The organism is Halomonas sp. LBP4, from assembly GCF_003202205.1.
In the GTDB taxonomy this organism is placed as follows: domain Bacteria; phylum Pseudomonadota; class Gammaproteobacteria; order Pseudomonadales; family Halomonadaceae; genus Halomonas; species Halomonas flagellata.
Genome location: NZ_PDOG01000001.1, coordinates 230,936 through 245,836, shown reverse-complemented (window position 1 = coordinate 245,836; position 14,901 = coordinate 230,936). Strand labels below are relative to the sequence as shown.

Here is a 14,901-nt window from a genome sequence, read left to right as displayed (position 1 = left end):
GGTGGGTTGGAGAGGCGCGATGATACCTGCCTCAGGGCTTCAGTCGATAGCCGCTCCTGAAGATCCAGGCCACCACCGTCAGGGCCACGCCCAGGAACAGCAGGATCATCGCCAGGCTGACCGCCGGGCTGACGTCGCTGATACCGTAGAAGCTCCAGCGGAAGCCGCTGATCAGGTAGACCACCGGGTTGGCCAGGGTCACCGCCTGCCAGAAGGGCGGCAGCATGTCGATGGAGTAGAAGGTGCCGCCGAGGAAGGTCAGCGGGGTGATCACCAGCAGGGGCACCAGCTGCAGCTTCTCGAAGCCGTCGGCCCAGATGCCGATGATGAAGCCGAGCAGGCTGAAGGTCACTGCCGTGAGCATCAGGAACAGCAGCATCATGATCGGGTGGTCGATCGAGTAGGGCACGAACAGCCGTGCGGTGACCAGCACGATGGCGCCCAGTATCAGTGACTTGGTGGCCGCCGCACCGACATAGCCGACCACCACCTCGAAGTAGGACATCGGCGCCGAGAGGACCTCGTAGATGGTGCCCGAGAAGCGCGGGAAGAAGATGCCGAAGGAGGCGTTGGCGACGCTCTGGGTCAGCAGCATCAGCATGATCAGGCCGGGCACGATGAAGGCACCATAGCTCACCCCGTTCACCTCGGTGATGCGGGTGCCGATGGCCGCACCGAACACCACGAAGTAGAGCGAGGTGGAGATCACCGGCGAGACGATGCTCTGCAGCATGGTGCGCAGGCTGCGGGCCATCTCGGCGAGATAGAGGGTCTTGACGGATTGCAGGTTCATGCGCGCTCCCGAACCAGGCTGACGAAGATGTCCTCCAGCGAACTCTGACGGGTATGCAGGTCCTTCACCCGCAGCCCCACCGCCTCGAGGTCGGCCAGCAGGCCCGAGATGCTCGAGCCGTCCTCCTGGCCGGCGGCGTCGTAGCTGTAGACCAGCGCATGGCCATCGTCGATGAGGGCCAGGGCGTGGCCGGCCAGCGATTCCGGCACGGCGTCCAGCGGCTCGTGCAGGTGCAGGGTCAGCTCCTTGCTGCCCAGCTTGCGCATCAGGGCCTCCTTCTCCTCGACGAGCACGATCTCGCCGCGACGGATCACGCCGATGCGGTCGGCCATCTCCTCGGCCTCCTCGATGTAGTGGGTGGTGAGGATGATGGTCACCCCCTGGTGGCGAAGCTCGCGGACCACTTCCCACATCTCGCGGCGCAGCTCCACGTCGACGCCGGCGGTGGGCTCGTCGAGGAACAGCACCTGGGGCTCGTGGGCCAGCGCCTTGGCGATCAGCACCCGGCGTTTCATGCCGCCGGAGAGCTCCAACTGGCGGTTGCGGCGCTTCTCCCACAGGGTCAGGGCGCGCAGCACCTTCTCGATATGGGCCGGGTCCCTGGGCTTGCCGAACAACCCGCGGCTGAAGCTCACCGTGTCCCACACCGTGGTGAAGGCCTCGTTGGTCAGCTCCTGGGGCACCAGGCCGATCAGGCGGCGTGCCGCCCGGTAGTCGCGCACGTTGTCGTGGCCATCCACCAGTACCCGACCGGCGCTGGCATTGACCAGCCCGCAGATCACGCTGATCAGGGTGGTCTTGCCCGCGCCGTTGGGGCCGAGCAGGGCGAAGATCTCGCCGCGGCGGATCCCCAGGTCGACGTTCTTCAGCGCCTGGAAGCCACCGGCGAAGGTCTTCGATACCCCCTCGACGCGAATCATCGGCGCCTCACTCAAGGGTGATGTCCCCCTCGAACTCGAGATCGAGCTCCAGGCCGGCGACCTGTACCCGCACGCTCGCCGGCAGCGACTCGTCGCCCTGGAGCCGGCCCTCGGCGAGTGCCTTCGTCACCGCCTGCTCGATCGCCTGCTGGGATCTCACGCCTACGTTCTTCAACAGCTTGCGGATGCTCTGGTGAAAGATCTCGTCATTCATCGGTGAATCCTGTTGGAGTGAGTGGTGAAGCATTCCCATCCTGTCAGTGGCACACGACCCACCGCGGCTCGCCCGCCATGACGAACGCCGCACGGGTCTCCCACGCGCGGCGTTCGAACGCTGTCGGCAGCGGCGGCTCACGACCGGCTGGTGATCTCCAGCAGGTGATAGCCGAACTGGGTCTTCACCGGGCCGTGGACCTTGTTCAGCTCGCCGGAGAACACCACCTCGTCGAACTCGCGGACCATCTGGCCCGGGCCGAAGCTGCCCAGGTCGCCGCCCTGGCGGCCGGAGGGGCAGGTGGAGTGCTCGCGAGCCACCTCGGTGAAGTCGCGGCCGCCCTCGATCTCGGCCTTGAGTTCCTGACACTTCGCTTCGCTCTCCACCAGAATATGACGTGCGGTTGCCCTGGCCATGTTGCTCTCCTGAAAGGTCGGCATGGATGCCGGTTGACGGTCCGGGAAGGATAGCATGACGCCCCCGGCGTGGGGCGACACCGGCGTGGCTATCGCTGGCCTCCGGTGCCGATCGTGAGCCGCAGCGCCTGGAGGCCGTCCAGCTCCATGCGGACCTCGTCCGAGAACACCGGATGGCCGGTCAGGCGGAGTTCCACGCTGGCCTCGGCGCCACGGTAGATGACCTCGGCCGCCACCCTGGCCTCGTTGCTCACCGGGGCCAGCGGGGGGTAGTCGACCCCTGCCACCTGGAGCGCGGTGAAGCCGAGCGCATCCAGCTCCTCCTGGATCAGCTGCTTCACGGCCACGCCGTAGTAGACGTAGAGCCCGCCATAGGCCAGGCCGGCGAGCAGTGCGAGATAGATGACGAAGCGGCCCATGGCCTCCTCCCTGGTAGCATGGATCGGGTTTCCTGTCGGTGGTGTTTATATCACAGGCGGGGCACCCAGGTGCCCTCGCGGATCACCGGATAGCCGTCCACGTCATGGTTGTAGAGATAGAGCCAGGCGGGCCCGAATGCCGTCGTGTGAATGGCGCGGTCGAAATCGCCGTGCTTCGGATACCTGACGCGGTAGTCTTCCAACTGGTCGAGCCCGGCCAGTTGCTGAGCCGTGACGCGAAAGACTTCGACCTCGATGCCCCGGGAGGGCTCCGGCTTGGCGCCCGGGAAGGGCCCGAGGTCATAGAGCGTGGCCGTGGTGAGGATGTCCTTGCCCAGGAAGTCGGCGCCATGGAGCCAGTGGTGGTTGCGCAGCCCACGCTTCAGCGTGCCATAGACGGCCACCAGGGGCGTTTGGGTGACGGCGATGGCGGGGGTGTTCATGGTCCGGGCCTCCGGGAAGAGCGGGGATGTATCGAGGAAACACAGGGGCCGGGGAGGCGGCCTGATCGATAGGCTGCGCTCAACTGGCCCCGACTATGGCCTCGCGCAGCACCTCGGGGGGCTGGGCGCCCGACAGGGCGGTCCGGCCATCGATGATGAACATCGGCACGCCGCCGATGCCGAGCCGGCGGGCGTGGGCCAGCGCGCCGCGTACCTCGGCCACCCCTTCTCTGCTCTCGAGAAACGCTGGCACGTCCACGCCGTACAGGCCTCCGGCATCAGCGGCGTCGGCGAGCACGCGGGCATCGCCGATATCCTCGCCGTTCACGAAATAGCGCGCGAACAGCTCGTCGACCACCGACTGCTGCACACCATGCCCGCCGGCCAGCCAGATCAGCCGGTGGGTAGCGAAGGTGTTGGGCGTGCGCGTCATGCGCTCGTGGTGGATCTCGATCCCGGCACGGCGGGCAGCCGCCTCCACCTGGGCATCCAGCTCCAGGGAGCGTTCCCAGGAGCCGAACTTGGCGGTGCGGTAATCACGGCGCGACATGCCGCCCGGTGGCATCGCCGGGTTGAGCTCGAAGGGCTGCCACGCCACGCTGACGGCGATTTCATCGGGTAGGTCGGCCAGGGCCAGCGCCAGGTGGCGCTTGCCGATGAAACACCAGGGACAGATGGCGTCGGAGATGACCGTGACGTCGACATGGGGCATGGTGGTTACACCTGCGGGGCGTTGGAGGGGACGATACCACCTCGGTGGCTCGGGGCGTAACCGCCGGACCCCTGTCGAATCCGGGACAACACGATATGCTGGTCCGGCGAGGCCACAGCATTGACTGACGGGGAGAACGACGATGTCGCTTGATCAGTGCCTGGGAATCCTGCTTCCCGAGGACGGGCCGACCGACTACGAGTGGTATGCGTTGGGCCCGGCAGGGGCTTCCGCCGGTGGGGACCTGCCCGGGATCGAGGTGGGGAAGATACCGAGCGATGGTCACCATGAGCCAGCGGCGTTGACGGCGCTGGGGGCCGTGGACCGACTGGCGCCGGTGGGGGAGGCGCTCGTGCACCAGGCCGGGGCGCAGGCCGTCGTGTGGGCCTGCACCAGCGGCAGCTTCATCGGCGGGCTCGCGGGGGCCAGGGCCCAGGCAGAGGGGCTGGAGACGGCGCTGGGTGTGCCGGTGACCAGTACGGCGCTCGCCTTCCTCGAGGCGCTGTCGGCACTGGGCCATCGCCGCGTGGACCTGCTCAGCCCTTACCCGCAGGAGGTGACCCGGCGGCTGGTACATTTCCTGGGGGAGGGGGGCGTGGCAGTCGGGCACCTCGAGGTACTCGACTGCCCCTATGCCGCGGACTCGCATCGGGTCGACATTGCCGAAGCGGTGCGCACCTTCTGCCGGGAACACCGCGATTCCGAAGTACCGCTGCTGGTTCCCGATACGGCGGTAAACACCCTGCAATGGCTGGACACGCTGAACCGACAAGCCGGGCGGGTGGTGCTGACGGCCAACCAGGTGAGCCTGTGGGCGGGCCTGAAGCGCCTGCGGTGGTCCCGGATGCCGCCACGATACCTGAATTGCCTGGCCTCGGCATGAGGCTGCCTCGGGGCCGCGAGACGCATTGCCCGACAACCTTCCCTCGGATTGGCTGTCTCGATCGGGTAGCCATCTAGGAGACAATCGATGATCCGACTCGCACTGAGTGCCCTGATGTTCACCCTGGGTGCCAGCGTGGCATTCGCCCAGCCCGACAGCGACGAGCAGGACCCGGGCATGCCGGGCGTGATGACGCAGGAAGAGCTCGAGCGTGAGCCCATCACCTTCGAGCTCGACGTCCCCTATGCACAGACCGACGACCCGCGCCAGAGCCTCGATCTCTACCGGCCCCGGGAGCCGTCCGAGGAGGCGCTGCCGGTGATCGTGTTCTTCCACGGCGGTGGCTGGTACCAGGGCGACAAGGCCGATGGCGCGGCGCGCGTGATGCCCTTCGTGAGCAGCGGCGACTACGCCGCGGTCTCGGTGGGCTACCGGCTGTCGGGCGAGGCCACCTGGCCCGCCCAGCTGCACGACAGCAAGGCGGCGATTCGCTGGATCAAGGCGAATGCCGACGAACATGGCCTGGACCCCGACCGGCTGGCCGTGTGGGGTCGCGGTGCGGGCGGCCATCTCGCCCTGATGCTCGGCATGACCGGCGACGAGCCGAAACTGGAGGGCGATCTCGGGCCCTACGACGAGGTGGCCAGCGAGGTCGCCGCGGTGGTGAACTTCTTCGGCGTGACGGACATGATGGCCCTGGTCGATCAGCCCGGCGAGTTCGACCGATCGAGCCCCGAGGTACCCGAGGCCCTGCTGCTGGGGGGGGCGCTGCCGGAGAACGAGGAGCAGGCCATCGGGGCGTCGCCGGTCACCTATGTGAGCGAAGGTGATCCGCCGGTGCTCACCCTGCATGGTGACGAGGACACCGTGGTGCCCTACGATCAGGCCGTTCGTCTGGACGTCGCCCTGACCGATACCGGCGTACCCAGCTACTTCATCACCGTGCCCGGGGCCGGCCATGGCGACTTTCCGGAGGAGGCCGAGAAGCGCGTGTCGATCTTCCTGTCCCGGGTACTGCTCGGCGAGGAGGGCGAGATTCCCACCGAGCCCCTGGTGACGGCGCAGGAGTGACGGATTGGAGGCTGGGCCCGATGAAGAACCTGTTTGCGTCGATTCCCGACGCCCTCGATGACGAGCTGTTCGAGGAGCTCGTGCGCGGCGAGAATGTCCGGGTGGAGCGCATCGTGTCACGTGGGCACCGCTCGCCGGCCTCCGGCTGGTATGACCAGCCGTGGCACGAGTGGGTGCTGCTGCTCGAGGGTGAAGCCATCCTGGCGTTCGAGGAGGGCGATGCGGTGGTGCTCGAGGCCGGCGACCACCTGGCGATACCGGCCCATCGCAAGCACCGGGTCGAGTGGACGACGCCGGAGCGGACTACCCTGTGGCTGGCCGTGCACTACCGAGCTTGAGCGCCCTGGCCGAAACCCGTGAACACTGGAGGTGACCCCATGCTGCTGGAAGGTTCCTGCCACTGCGGCGCGATTCGTTTCAGCGTCGAATCGCCGCATCCCTATCCCTACCAGCGCTGCTACTGTTCGATCTGCCGCAAGACGGCCGGGGGCGGCGGCTATGCCATCAACCTCAGCGGCCGCGCCGACACCCTCAGGATCGAGGGCGCCGTGCACAAGAAGGTCTACCACGCCGTGATCGGCGGCGAGGAGAGTCCCGGCGAGCGGCACTTCTGTGCGCACTGCGCCAGCGCGCTCTGGGTCTTTGATCCCCGCTGGCCGGAGCTGGTGCACCCCTTCGCCTCTGCGGTCGACACCGAGCTGCCGGTGCCGCCGGAGCGGGTACACCTGCTGCTGGACAGCAAGGCCAACTGGGTGGAGCCCGAGGTGCGTGATGGCGACAAGTGCTTCGCCGGCTACCCCGAGGAGAGCATCGCCGAGTGGCACGAGCGGCTGGGGCTGGTCCGCTAGTCGGCAGACCTATCTGGCCCCGCACCCCCTATGAACCGGGGCTGCGCAACGCAATCCAGGAAGCCGAGTTCACGCCTTGTCGATACCCCATGCCGACCGCCTGACGCGGCTCACCGTGCTGCTCGCCGAGTGGCAGGCCGTCTGGCGGCCGTTGCCGTTCCAGTCTCGCCGGCCGCCCTGGGCCGGGCACCTTCCCGGGCTCGAGCAGGCGCTGCTGGCGCTCTCCGATGAGGCCTGCGAGCGGCTCCAGGCCGCCCCCTGCGGGACATCGCCGCTCGCGGCCTGGCTGCCGGTGGCGGAGTTGGGCGAGCTGGTGGACCTGCCCGACCTGGCGGGTGGGGACGCCGGCCTGCCGGCGTCCTGGAGCCAGCATGTGGGGGGGCGCAAGTGGCAGCAGATCGAGGCCTTCGTCCCCCGGGTGGCGCTGGCGCCGGGTCAGTCGCTGGTGGAGTGGTGTGCGGGCAAGGGGCACCTGGCGCGCACCCTGGCCCGCTGGCACGGGACCGAGGTCACGGCGCTGGAGTGGCAGCCGGCGCTGTGCGACGAGGGCCAGGCACTGGCTGACCGCCAGGGTGTGGCGGTGCACCTGGAGGCCCGGGATGTCCTGGCGCCGGACGTGGCCCGGTGGCTGACACCCGATACGCATGTCGCCGCGCTGCATGCCTGTGGCGACCTGCACGTCCGGCTGCTGGAGCTGGCCGCGGCGAGCGGCTGTGGGGTGACCCTGGCACCATGCTGCTACCAGCGCACCGCGGCCGAACATTACCGGCCGCTCTCACGGCTCGGCCGCGACCTGGCCGGTCGGCAGGGCCTCGAGCTGTCCCGCGACGACCTGGCCCTGGCGGTACGGGAGACCGTTACCGCCCCGCGCCACGTGAGGCGAAGCCGCGAGCGGGCCGGTGCCTGGCGGCTGGGATTCGACCTCCTGCAGCGGGAGCTGCGCGGCCGTGACGACTACCTGCCGGTGCCAAGCCTCGCCTATGGCCGCCTGCCCGAGACCTTCGCCGGCTTCTGCCGCTGGGCGGCGGAACGGAAGGGACTGACGCTGCCGGCTTCCGTCGACTGGGGGGCATACGAGCGGGCGGGCCGGCGTCGCCAGGCCGAGGTGCGGCGCCTGGAGCTCGTCCGCCACCTGTTTCGTCGCCCGCTGGAGGTCTGGCTGGCCCTCGACCGGCTGCAGCTGCTGGAGGAAGCCGGCTTCACGGTGGCACTCGGCACCTTCTGCGAGCGCGAGCTGACCCCGCGCAACCTGCTGCTGCGGGCCTCGCTGCCGGCTAGAGCATGCGGCACTCGAACGCCGCCCTCTTGAGCCGCTCAAAAGCGCGACGCCGGCAGCCAGACGTCGGCTCGCGCCCAGGCCTCCTCGAACTGCTCCTCGACGCTGGCGGCCGCTTCCTCCTGTCCCTGGGCGGCCAGGCTCTGGGTCAGCCCCTTCAGCGCCCAGCCATTGCTCGGGTAACCCGCCAGGGAGTCGCGGTAGACCGCTTCGGCCGCCTCGGCGTCCCCGGCCTCAAGCAGGATGGCGCCGAGCACGTGGCGGGCGTGGAGCGGCCAGGGTTCCGGTTCGCTGTAGGGGAGGCCATCCTCGAGTTCGATGGCTCGGCGCAGTTCCGACTCGGCCTGCTCCAGGTGACCCTCGGCGGCGGCGAGTTCACCGGCCAGGATGTGCTGCGCGATGCCCAGCAGGTCGCGCTGCGAGTGCAGGAAGAAGTGGTAGGTGGCGTCCTCCCGGGTCTCGTCGCGAATGCCGCGAATGGCATCCAGCGCGGCCATGGCGGCCTGGGTATCACCGGTGCGCAACTGGGCGAGGCCGCGCGCGAATCGCCACATGGCGGCCTGGAAGGGCTCTTCCGGCGCGGTCGTCCGTTCGAGCAACTCGTTCCAGCGCCCGAAGCGAGCGAGTTGCAGATACTGATGGAAGGCATGGGGGGCGCGCTCGCGCGCCAGGTCCCGGGCGGCCGACAGGGCCACGCCGCTCTGCCCGTCCATCCAGGCCGCGAAGACCAGCATCGCCGTGTTGTGCGCCGCATAGACACTGGCCCCTTCGCCTTGCCGTGCGGCCTGGTCCACCATCCGCGCCTGCTGGTTCGCCCGCACCGCATCACCGTAGCGGCCGATGTTCATGTAGATATGCGAGGGCATGTGCTGGATATGGCTCACCCCCGGAACGGTGTCATCCAGCCGGTCGGCACAGGCTTCGGCGCGTTGCGGCTCCCAGGCCTCCACCGCGTGGATGTACAGGTGGCAGGCACCGGGATGCTCGAGGTCTGCCGCCAGCACGGCCTCCAGCTCCGCGATCGCCCTGTGCGCCACGGGATATGGCTGGCCGTCCTCGCCCAGCAGGTCCCACGGGCGGAACATCATCAGCGATTCCGCGTGGAGGGTGCGCACCTCGGGGTCGTCCCCATGCGCTGCCGCCGCGGCGGCCATGGCCTCGGCGTAACCCTCGGTCGCCACTTCGCCGCCCGGGCTGTCCGGGTAGCGTACGGCCATGGCCTCGATCAGCGCCCGTTCCCAGGGGGCGGTGCCGTCGGCGCGCTCCAGGGCGGCCTGGGCGGCATCGGCGGCGTCTTCGTGGTCGCCGACCCCGCCGGGATTGTTCTGGTAGGGTCCCAGGGCCCAGGCCTCGCCCCAGTGGCACAGGGCGCAGCCCGGATCATGCGCCTGGGCGGCCCGGAACGATCGAGCGGCCCGTGCGCGGGCGAAGCCATAGGCCAGGCGGAGCCCCTGGTCGAAGTACGCCTGTGCCGTCTCCGAAGCGGTGGTGATCGAGCGGCTGTAATTCCCCAGGTCAACGGCCAGGGGAAGGGGGGCGTCCGCCTGTCCGGGCAAGGCGGCGAACCCGGCCGCTGCGGTCACGGCGACACCGGCCAGGATGCGGGTGGTCGAGCGTGGTGCTGGCATGGGCTGTCCTCCCTTCGGCTGCTAAAAAGCCCGCAGGCTCGCTGGTAGTGTCCGCCCGCGGGTGGGGGTGAGGTAAGGGGCATATCGACCATGATCGGTCCATTCGTGCCAGGAGAGTCCAGGTGGTGGGTGGCGAGGGCGTCTCCTTCCCTGAGCCGGCGATCCGCGAAGCGCTCAATCGCGTTGCCGGGCCGCCAGCCAGGCGTCGAAGTAGTCGTTGATGCGGCCCAGGGTGCGGGCGTACCACGCCTCGTCCTTGGCCAGCGCCCGCTCGGCGTTCAGCGGATGGGTGGGGATGTGCAGGCGCATGTCCACGCCGTTGTCGGGGTGGGTGGTGACCCGAAGGGCCGCCGAACGGCGTGCCGGACCGTAGGGGATGCGCCGCGCCAGCTCGGCGAGGCGCTCGGTGGTGGTGGCGAAGCGGATGAAGTCCCGGGCGGCCTCGGGATGGGGGTTGCCATGGGGGATCGCCCAGGTCTCGTGTTCCTGGACCTGGCCGTCCCAGAGGATCTCGATCGGCACCCCCCGGTTGACCATGGCGTCGAAGAAACGCCCGTTGTAGCCCGACGCCATGACCACCTTGCCCTCGGCCAGCAGCCGTGGCGGCGTATCGCCGGCCTCCCACCAGTGGATCTCGTCCAGGCCGTCGAGGCGCCCCAGCGCCAGGTTCAGGCCGCGTCGGGTGCTGAGCAGGCCATAGAGCTCCTGCTGGGGCACGCGGTAGGAGAGCAGGGCCCACTCCAGGTTGACCGCCGGGGTGCGCTGCAGGGCGCGCGGCCCGGGAAACCGCTGCTGGTCGAAGAGATCGGCGATGGTGGTGGGGCGCTTGCCGGGGAAGGCGTCTCGCCGGTAGGCGACCACCGTGGCGAAGATGGTGTGGGTGATGGCGCAGCGGCCGAAGGCGTCGGGCAGGAAGTCCTGCGCCGCTGGGGTGCCATCCGGGGCCGGGGCCAGCAACGCGGGCGAGAGCGGGCGCAGCAGGCCCTCCTCGCAGGCGGCCATGGCCTCGCTGCGGGTCATGTCGATGACGTCCCAGGGCACCTCGCCGGTCTCGGCGGCGCGGCGCAGGCCATCCAGCCCGCCGTCGTACTGCATCACCTCGACCCGCCGGCCGGTGCTGGCCGTGTAGGGCTCGAAGAGGGCGGCGCGCTGGGCGCGCTCGTAGGCACCGCCCCAGCTCAGCACGGTCAGGGGCCCGTCGTCCGCGGCCGCGGCCGGCGCCGCCAGTCCCAGCAGCGCCAGTCCCAGTAGTGCCAGTCCCAGTAGCGCCAACCTCGTCACGCCGGCCAGTCGCCGCCGTCGCTCAACCCGTGCCATGTTCCTCCCGTCGCATCTCGTCGCTGTGGCGCAGGTAGGCGCGGGCGATGCTCGCCTCGAAGACCACGCCGAGGAAGGCATCCTCGGCGGCGTCGACCACCGGCAGGGCCTCGCCGGTGACGTCCTGCAACCGCGCCATGGCGTCCCACAGCGAGGTGTCCGGCCGCAGTAGCGGCCGGTCCGCGGCGGTGACCCCGCCCACCGTCTGCGGGCCGTCCCGTGCCTCGCGGGCGGCCTCCAGGTCGGCGAGGGTCACGCAGCCGCGATACCGCCCCCGGGCGTCGACCAGATAGGCCTCACCATGCCGGGCCTGGCCGAGGGCGGTCATCGCCTCCGCCACCGCGGTCTCGGGGCGCAGGGTCACGCAGTCCCGGGTCAGGTGCTCGGCCACCGGGGTGCTGAGCAGCACGGCGCGCCCGCGCCCGGCCGAGAGGTCCAGGCCACGCGTCTCGAGCTGGATGTCGAACAGCGAGCGGCCGAAGAGCTGGGCGGCGATGGGGCTGGCCAGGATCACGCTGGCCAGGGCGGCGGTGGTCAGCGCATAGCTGCCGGTCAGCTCGAAGACGATCAGCAGCGTCGTCAGCGGCGCGCCGATCACCGGTGCCGTCACCGCCACCATGCCGCAGACGGCGTAGAACACGAAGGTCTCCTGGGGCGCGCCGCTGAGCTGCCCCACCAGGCTGCCGCACAAGGCCCCGAACAGGGTGCCGATCACCAGGGCGGGGCTGAACACGCCACCGCTGAAGCCCATGCCCAGGCAGAGCGCCGTGGCGGCGATCTTGAGCCCCAGCACCAGCAGCAGTTCGGCGCTGCCGAAGGCGCCGGCGATGGTGGCGAAGCGCAGGGTCTCCTGGCCCATGCCGAGGATGTCGGGTACCCAGAGGGCGGTGAGTCCCAGCAGTGCCCCGGCCAGGGCCGGGCGCAGCGGCGGGGCGAGCGGCAGGGTGCCGGCCAGGCGCGTGACCCCGAGGATGGCACGCATGTAGGCGCCGGCGACCAGGGCGCCGAGGCCGCCGATGACGAGGAAGACGGCGAATTCCCAGGGCCGTGGCACGGCGGTGTCGGCGACATGGAAGAGCGCCCCGCGCTCCAGCACGTTGGTGGCGATCACGTAGCCGACGATGGCGGCCGCGGCCACCGGGGCGAAGGCGCGCAGGGCGTAGTGGCGCAGCACCACCTCGTGGGCGAAGACGATGCCCGCCAAGGGGGCGTTGAAGGCGGTGGAGATGGCCGCGGCGACCCCGCAGGCGATGGCGATGTTGTCGTCCGACCGCCCCAGCCGCAGCAGCCGCGCCCCCAATGAGCCCAGGGTGGCGCCCAGGTGTACCAGGGGGCCGTACTGGCCCACCGAGGCCCCGGCACCCAGCGAGATCAGCGCGCTCAGGGCCGACAGGCCGCCGGCCCTGGCGGGCAGTCGACCGCGTCGGGTCTGGACGGCGGCGATCACGTCGGCCGGCGCATGGGGGCGCCGTTCGGGGATGGCGAGGTGCAGCAGGCCGACGACCAGGCCGCCCAGCGCCGGCACCGCCACGGTAATGGCCATCAACGCCCCGGCGTGATCGAACATCATGCGACTGCGCGGCGAGATCAGCAGCAGCTCGTTGAGTTCCAGCACCGCGGTGACGAAGGCCACGGCGAAGAGGGCGGCGATGGCGCCGATGATGGCTCCCAGGAGCACCAGGCCCAGGAAACGGACGACCGCCAGGGGACCCCGGCCGGGGCCGATGAGTGCCGGAATCGTGTCCATCTTCAAGGTGTAGGTGCGAAGGGCGTGCAGGGCAAGCGCCGGCCCGCCGGCGGTCACGGGCCTTGCCTGCCGCTCGCCTCCCGGCTCCGGCGCCGTTCGCGTATCTGACATGGGGTCCGGCTGCTACTCTCTGGAACCATGACGCACACCAATGTCCCGCTCGACCCCGAACGCCTGCCCCGGCTGGAAGAGGCACCGCTGACGCCCGTGTCGCCACGGCTGGCCCCCTGCCAGGCCCTGCAGCAGCTCTGGCGCTGGTGGCTGCTGGCCGTGCTGGCGAGCCTGGTCCCCCTGTCGGAGCCACCGCTGGCCGACTGGCAGGGGAGGCTGGCCGTCGGCATCGCCGTCCTGGGGCTGGCGATGGCCGTGCTCGCCTGGTTCGAGGCACGGCGTCGCGCCTACGGGCTGCGCGAGCATGACCTCAGCTACCGGCGAGGGCTCTGGGTCCGGCGCACCCAGGTGCTGCCGCTGGTGCGCCTGCAGCACGTGGAGACGCTGAGCACCCCCCTCGAACGGGCCTTCGGCCTGGTGCGCCTGGCCTGCTTCACCGCCGGCGGGCGCGGCGCCGACCTGGTCCTCGAGGGCCTGCCCGCCGCGCGCGCCGAGGCGGTCAAGCAGCACCTGCTGGCCCGCCTGGAGGCGGAGCCGGCCGTACCCCCGGAGGAGCAGGCGCCATGACCCGCGACGCCCCGGGGGGCGACGGGCTGGCCGAGTGGCAGCGCCTCTCGCCCTGGGCCATCGGGTTGACGCTGGCGACCACCGGCGTGTCGCTGATCCGCGAGCACCTGCCGCTGCTGCTGGCAGCCGGGGCGGGCCTCGCGGTCAGCGACCGTGTCGGACTGCGCGAGGCGCTGCTGGGCGGCGGCCTGCTGCTGGTGGGGGCGCTGCTGCTGAGCCTGCTCTACTACCGGCGTTTCCGCTTCCGCTTCGACGCCGACGTGCTGGTGATCCAGAAGGGGCTGTTCGTCCACCGGGAGTTCAAGGTCGCGGCCCACCATGTGCAGCAGACCAGCGTGCTGCAGCCGGCCTGGATGCGCCCCCTGGGCCTGGTGCAGTGGGAGGTGGAGACCCTGGCCGGCGAGGCGGCGTCCATCGCCCTGCCCGGCATCCGGCGCGAGCTGGCCGAGGCGCTGGAGGCCCGCCTGGGCGGGGCCGCGTCGCGCAGCGGCCCGACGACGACCCCGGACGAGATGCCCGCGCCGCTGGTGCGTTTCGCCGTCACTCCCGGGGCCCTGGTGCTGCACGGGCTGACCAGCCGCTCGCTGGTGGTGATCGCCGCGCTGCTCTCGCCCCTGGTGCGGCCGCTGGAGCGCTGGTTGCACGACCGCCTGCCGACGCTCGACCTCTGGGCCTGGCTGCCGGCGTCGCCGCCGCTGGCGGTGGGCCTGGGGCTCGTCGCCGCGCTGGCGGTGCTGATGCTGCTCGCGGTGCTGGCGGCCTGGTGGCGCTTCCATGGCTATGTGCTGCGCGACGACGGCGAGCGCCAGGTCCAGGTGAGCGGTTTGCTGCACCGCCGCTCGCAGACCCTGACCCTGCGCCGGCTGCAGGTGGTGGAGTGGGTGCAGACCGGGCTCGGCCGGGCCCTGGGGCGGGGCTACCTGGTCTGTCACCAGTTCGGGGGGACGACAGGCGGCGAGGTCGCCGAGGCCCGGCGTTTCCTGGTGCCCGGCCTGACCGCGGCCCGGGCCGATACGCTGGTGCCGTCGCTGTGGCCCGGGCGGGTCGCGCCGCCCTCGCTGACGGCGCCGCTGCAGCGGGTGGCCGGGCTCTATCGCCGGGTGCTTTTCCTGCGCCTGCTGCTGGCCATGGTCGCGGGGCTGGGACTGCTCGTCGGGATGGCAAGTGACGGGCTGGCCGGGCTGCCGGCCTGGAGCCCGGGGCCGGTGCTGGTGGGCCTGGTCGCCCTGGCGGGCGGCTTGGCGCATCTGCGCTGGCGGTCGCTGGGCTGGTCGTGTCGCGGCGACTGGCTGCGGGTGCGCCACGGCCTCTGGGGGCAGCGCACCAGCCTCTTTCCCGCCGCGCACCTGGTGTCGCTGCAGGTACAGCAGAGCTGGCTGCAGCGCCGTCGCGGGGTGGTGACCCTGCGGCTCTACCTGGCCAGTGGTCGGTTGAGCCTGCCGTTCGTCGAGGAGCGGGTGGCGCTGGCACTGGCCAACCGGTTGCTGGCGAGCGTCGAGGGGTTGCCGGACGAGGGGGCGGCCACGGCGTGATGGC

At 70.6% G+C, this 14,901-nt stretch carries 17 protein-coding genes; 7 read left to right on the top strand and 10 right to left on the bottom strand.

Translation table 11 applies throughout. The features are described from left to right. Nucleotides 1-31 precede the first annotated feature (31 nt). From CR157_RS01200 to CR157_RS01170, 7 genes are all read right to left on the bottom strand, one after another. A complete protein-coding gene (locus CR157_RS01200; protein WP_110281719.1) occupies nt 32-793 on the bottom strand; it encodes an ABC transporter permease in 762 nt (253 codons plus the stop codon). After that, the gene (locus tag CR157_RS01195; RefSeq protein WP_110281718.1) at nt 790-1,713 is read right to left on the bottom strand and encodes an ABC transporter ATP-binding protein; all 924 of its coding nucleotides are present in this window, start codon (nt 1,711-1,713) and stop codon (nt 790-792) included. Before CR157_RS01195 ends, CR157_RS01200 begins: the two co-directional genes overlap by 4 nt. Nucleotides 1,714-1,720: 7 nt before the next feature. Continuing rightward, nucleotides 1,721-1,927, bottom strand: a complete 207-nt coding sequence (locus tag CR157_RS01190; protein WP_110281717.1) for a DUF6494 family protein — start codon at nt 1,925-1,927, stop codon at nt 1,721-1,723. 137 nt (nt 1,928-2,064) lie between these two features. Further along, a complete protein-coding gene (locus CR157_RS01185; protein ID WP_110281716.1) occupies nt 2,065-2,343 on the bottom strand; it encodes a peptidylprolyl isomerase in 279 nt (92 codons plus the stop codon). Nucleotides 2,344-2,432: 89 nt separating this feature from the next. Then, nucleotides 2,433-2,762, bottom strand: coding sequence for a hypothetical protein (locus tag CR157_RS01180; RefSeq protein WP_110281715.1), 330 nt, complete (start codon nt 2,760-2,762; stop codon nt 2,433-2,435). A 50-nt stretch (nt 2,763-2,812) separates the two neighbouring features. Beyond that, the gene (locus tag CR157_RS01175; protein WP_110281714.1) at nt 2,813-3,205 is read right to left on the bottom strand and encodes a gamma-glutamylcyclotransferase family protein; all 393 of its coding nucleotides are present in this window, start codon (nt 3,203-3,205) and stop codon (nt 2,813-2,815) included. A gap of 79 nt (nt 3,206-3,284) precedes the next feature. Then, nucleotides 3,285-3,917 carry a DsbA family oxidoreductase gene (locus CR157_RS01170; RefSeq protein WP_110281713.1) on the bottom strand — a complete coding sequence of 211 codons (633 nt, stop codon included), beginning with the start codon at nt 3,915-3,917 and terminating at the stop codon, nt 3,285-3,287. A gap of 142 nt (nt 3,918-4,059) precedes the next feature. Between CR157_RS01170 and CR157_RS01165 the strand changes: the two genes are divergently transcribed. From CR157_RS01165 to CR157_RS01145, 5 genes are all read left to right on the top strand, one after another. Then, complete coding sequence (locus CR157_RS01165; protein WP_110281712.1) at nt 4,060-4,800, top strand: maleate cis-trans isomerase family protein; 741 nt, start codon at nt 4,060-4,062, stop codon at nt 4,798-4,800. 87 nt (nt 4,801-4,887) lie between these two features. Continuing rightward, the gene (locus tag CR157_RS01160; RefSeq protein ID WP_110281711.1) at nt 4,888-5,871 is read left to right on the top strand and encodes an alpha/beta hydrolase; all 984 of its coding nucleotides are present in this window, start codon (nt 4,888-4,890) and stop codon (nt 5,869-5,871) included. Between the two features lie 20 nt (nt 5,872-5,891). Next, the gene (locus tag CR157_RS01155) at nt 5,892-6,209 is read left to right on the top strand and encodes a cupin domain-containing protein (RefSeq protein ID WP_110281710.1); all 318 of its coding nucleotides are present in this window, start codon (nt 5,892-5,894) and stop codon (nt 6,207-6,209) included. A gap of 39 nt (nt 6,210-6,248) precedes the next feature. Next, nucleotides 6,249-6,719 carry a GFA family protein gene (locus CR157_RS01150; RefSeq protein WP_110281709.1) on the top strand — a complete coding sequence of 157 codons (471 nt, stop codon included), beginning with the start codon at nt 6,249-6,251 and terminating at the stop codon, nt 6,717-6,719. Nucleotides 6,720-6,795: 76 nt separating this feature from the next. Continuing rightward, entirely contained in the window at nt 6,796-8,028 is a 1,233-nt protein-coding gene (locus CR157_RS01145; protein WP_110281708.1) for a methyltransferase, read from the top strand. Between the two features lie 5 nt (nt 8,029-8,033). Here the strand turns inward: CR157_RS01145 and CR157_RS01140 are convergent, their stop codons facing one another. The 3 genes from CR157_RS01140 to CR157_RS01130 form a co-directional block, all read right to left on the bottom strand. Continuing rightward, the gene (locus CR157_RS01140) at nt 8,034-9,623 is read right to left on the bottom strand and encodes a hypothetical protein (RefSeq protein WP_110281707.1); all 1,590 of its coding nucleotides are present in this window, start codon (nt 9,621-9,623) and stop codon (nt 8,034-8,036) included. A 174-nt stretch (nt 9,624-9,797) separates the two neighbouring features. Then, nucleotides 9,798-10,940 (bottom strand): extracellular solute-binding protein, encoded by a 1,143-nt coding sequence (locus CR157_RS01135; protein ID WP_110281706.1) that lies wholly within the window; start codon nt 10,938-10,940, stop codon nt 9,798-9,800. Continuing rightward, nucleotides 10,927-12,798, bottom strand: coding sequence for a chloride channel protein (locus tag CR157_RS01130; RefSeq protein WP_258364035.1), 1,872 nt, complete (start codon nt 12,796-12,798; stop codon nt 10,927-10,929). The genes CR157_RS01135 and CR157_RS01130 overlap by 14 nt, the downstream gene beginning before the upstream one ends. 27 nt (nt 12,799-12,825) lie before the next feature. Here CR157_RS01130 and CR157_RS01125 point away from each other — a divergent pair, with 27 nt between their 5' ends. Then, nucleotides 12,826-13,365, top strand: coding sequence for a PH domain-containing protein (locus CR157_RS01125; RefSeq protein ID WP_110281705.1), 540 nt, complete (start codon nt 12,826-12,828; stop codon nt 13,363-13,365). Further along, nucleotides 13,362-14,897 carry a PH domain-containing protein gene (locus CR157_RS01120; protein ID WP_110281704.1) on the top strand — a complete coding sequence of 512 codons (1,536 nt, stop codon included), beginning with the start codon at nt 13,362-13,364 and terminating at the stop codon, nt 14,895-14,897. The genes CR157_RS01125 and CR157_RS01120 overlap by 4 nt, the downstream gene beginning before the upstream one ends. Nucleotides 14,898-14,901 lie beyond the last annotated feature (4 nt).

Bases quoted from the DNA above. Each gene is read 5' to 3' on its own strand.
- CR157_RS01185 (WP_110281716.1), bottom strand. From the start codon at position 2,343: ATGGCCAGGGCAACCGCACGTCATATTCTGGTGGAGAGCGAAGCGAAG.
- CR157_RS01165 (WP_110281712.1), top strand. From the start codon at position 4,060: ATGTCGCTTGATCAGTGCCTGGGAATCCTGCTTCCCGAGGACGGGCCG.
- CR157_RS01190 (WP_110281717.1), bottom strand. From the start codon at position 1,927: ATGAATGACGAGATCTTTCACCAGAGCATCCGCAAGCTGTTGAAGAAC.
- CR157_RS01150 (WP_110281709.1), top strand. From the start codon at position 6,249: ATGCTGCTGGAAGGTTCCTGCCACTGCGGCGCGATTCGTTTCAGCGTC.
- CR157_RS01160 (WP_110281711.1), top strand. From the start codon at position 4,888: ATGATCCGACTCGCACTGAGTGCCCTGATGTTCACCCTGGGTGCCAGC.
- CR157_RS01130 (WP_258364035.1), bottom strand. From the start codon at position 12,798: ATGTCAGATACGCGAACGGCGCCGGAGCCGGGAGGCGAGCGGCAGGCA.
- CR157_RS01120 (WP_110281704.1), top strand. From the start codon at position 13,362: ATGACCCGCGACGCCCCGGGGGGCGACGGGCTGGCCGAGTGGCAGCGC.
- CR157_RS01170 (WP_110281713.1), bottom strand. From the start codon at position 3,917: ATGCCCCATGTCGACGTCACGGTCATCTCCGACGCCATCTGTCCCTGG.
- CR157_RS01175 (WP_110281714.1), bottom strand. From the start codon at position 3,205: ATGAACACCCCCGCCATCGCCGTCACCCAAACGCCCCTGGTGGCCGTC.
- CR157_RS01140 (WP_110281707.1), bottom strand. From the start codon at position 9,623: ATGCCAGCACCACGCTCGACCACCCGCATCCTGGCCGGTGTCGCCGTG.
- CR157_RS01200 (WP_110281719.1), bottom strand. From the start codon at position 793: ATGAACCTGCAATCCGTCAAGACCCTCTATCTCGCCGAGATGGCCCGC.
- CR157_RS01135 (WP_110281706.1), bottom strand. From the start codon at position 10,940: ATGGCACGGGTTGAGCGACGGCGGCGACTGGCCGGCGTGACGAGGTTG.
- CR157_RS01155 (WP_110281710.1), top strand. From the start codon at position 5,892: ATGAAGAACCTGTTTGCGTCGATTCCCGACGCCCTCGATGACGAGCTG.
- CR157_RS01125 (WP_110281705.1), top strand. From the start codon at position 12,826: ATGACGCACACCAATGTCCCGCTCGACCCCGAACGCCTGCCCCGGCTG.
- CR157_RS01195 (WP_110281718.1), bottom strand. From the start codon at position 1,713: ATGATTCGCGTCGAGGGGGTATCGAAGACCTTCGCCGGTGGCTTCCAG.
- CR157_RS01180 (WP_110281715.1), bottom strand. From the start codon at position 2,762: ATGGGCCGCTTCGTCATCTATCTCGCACTGCTCGCCGGCCTGGCCTAT.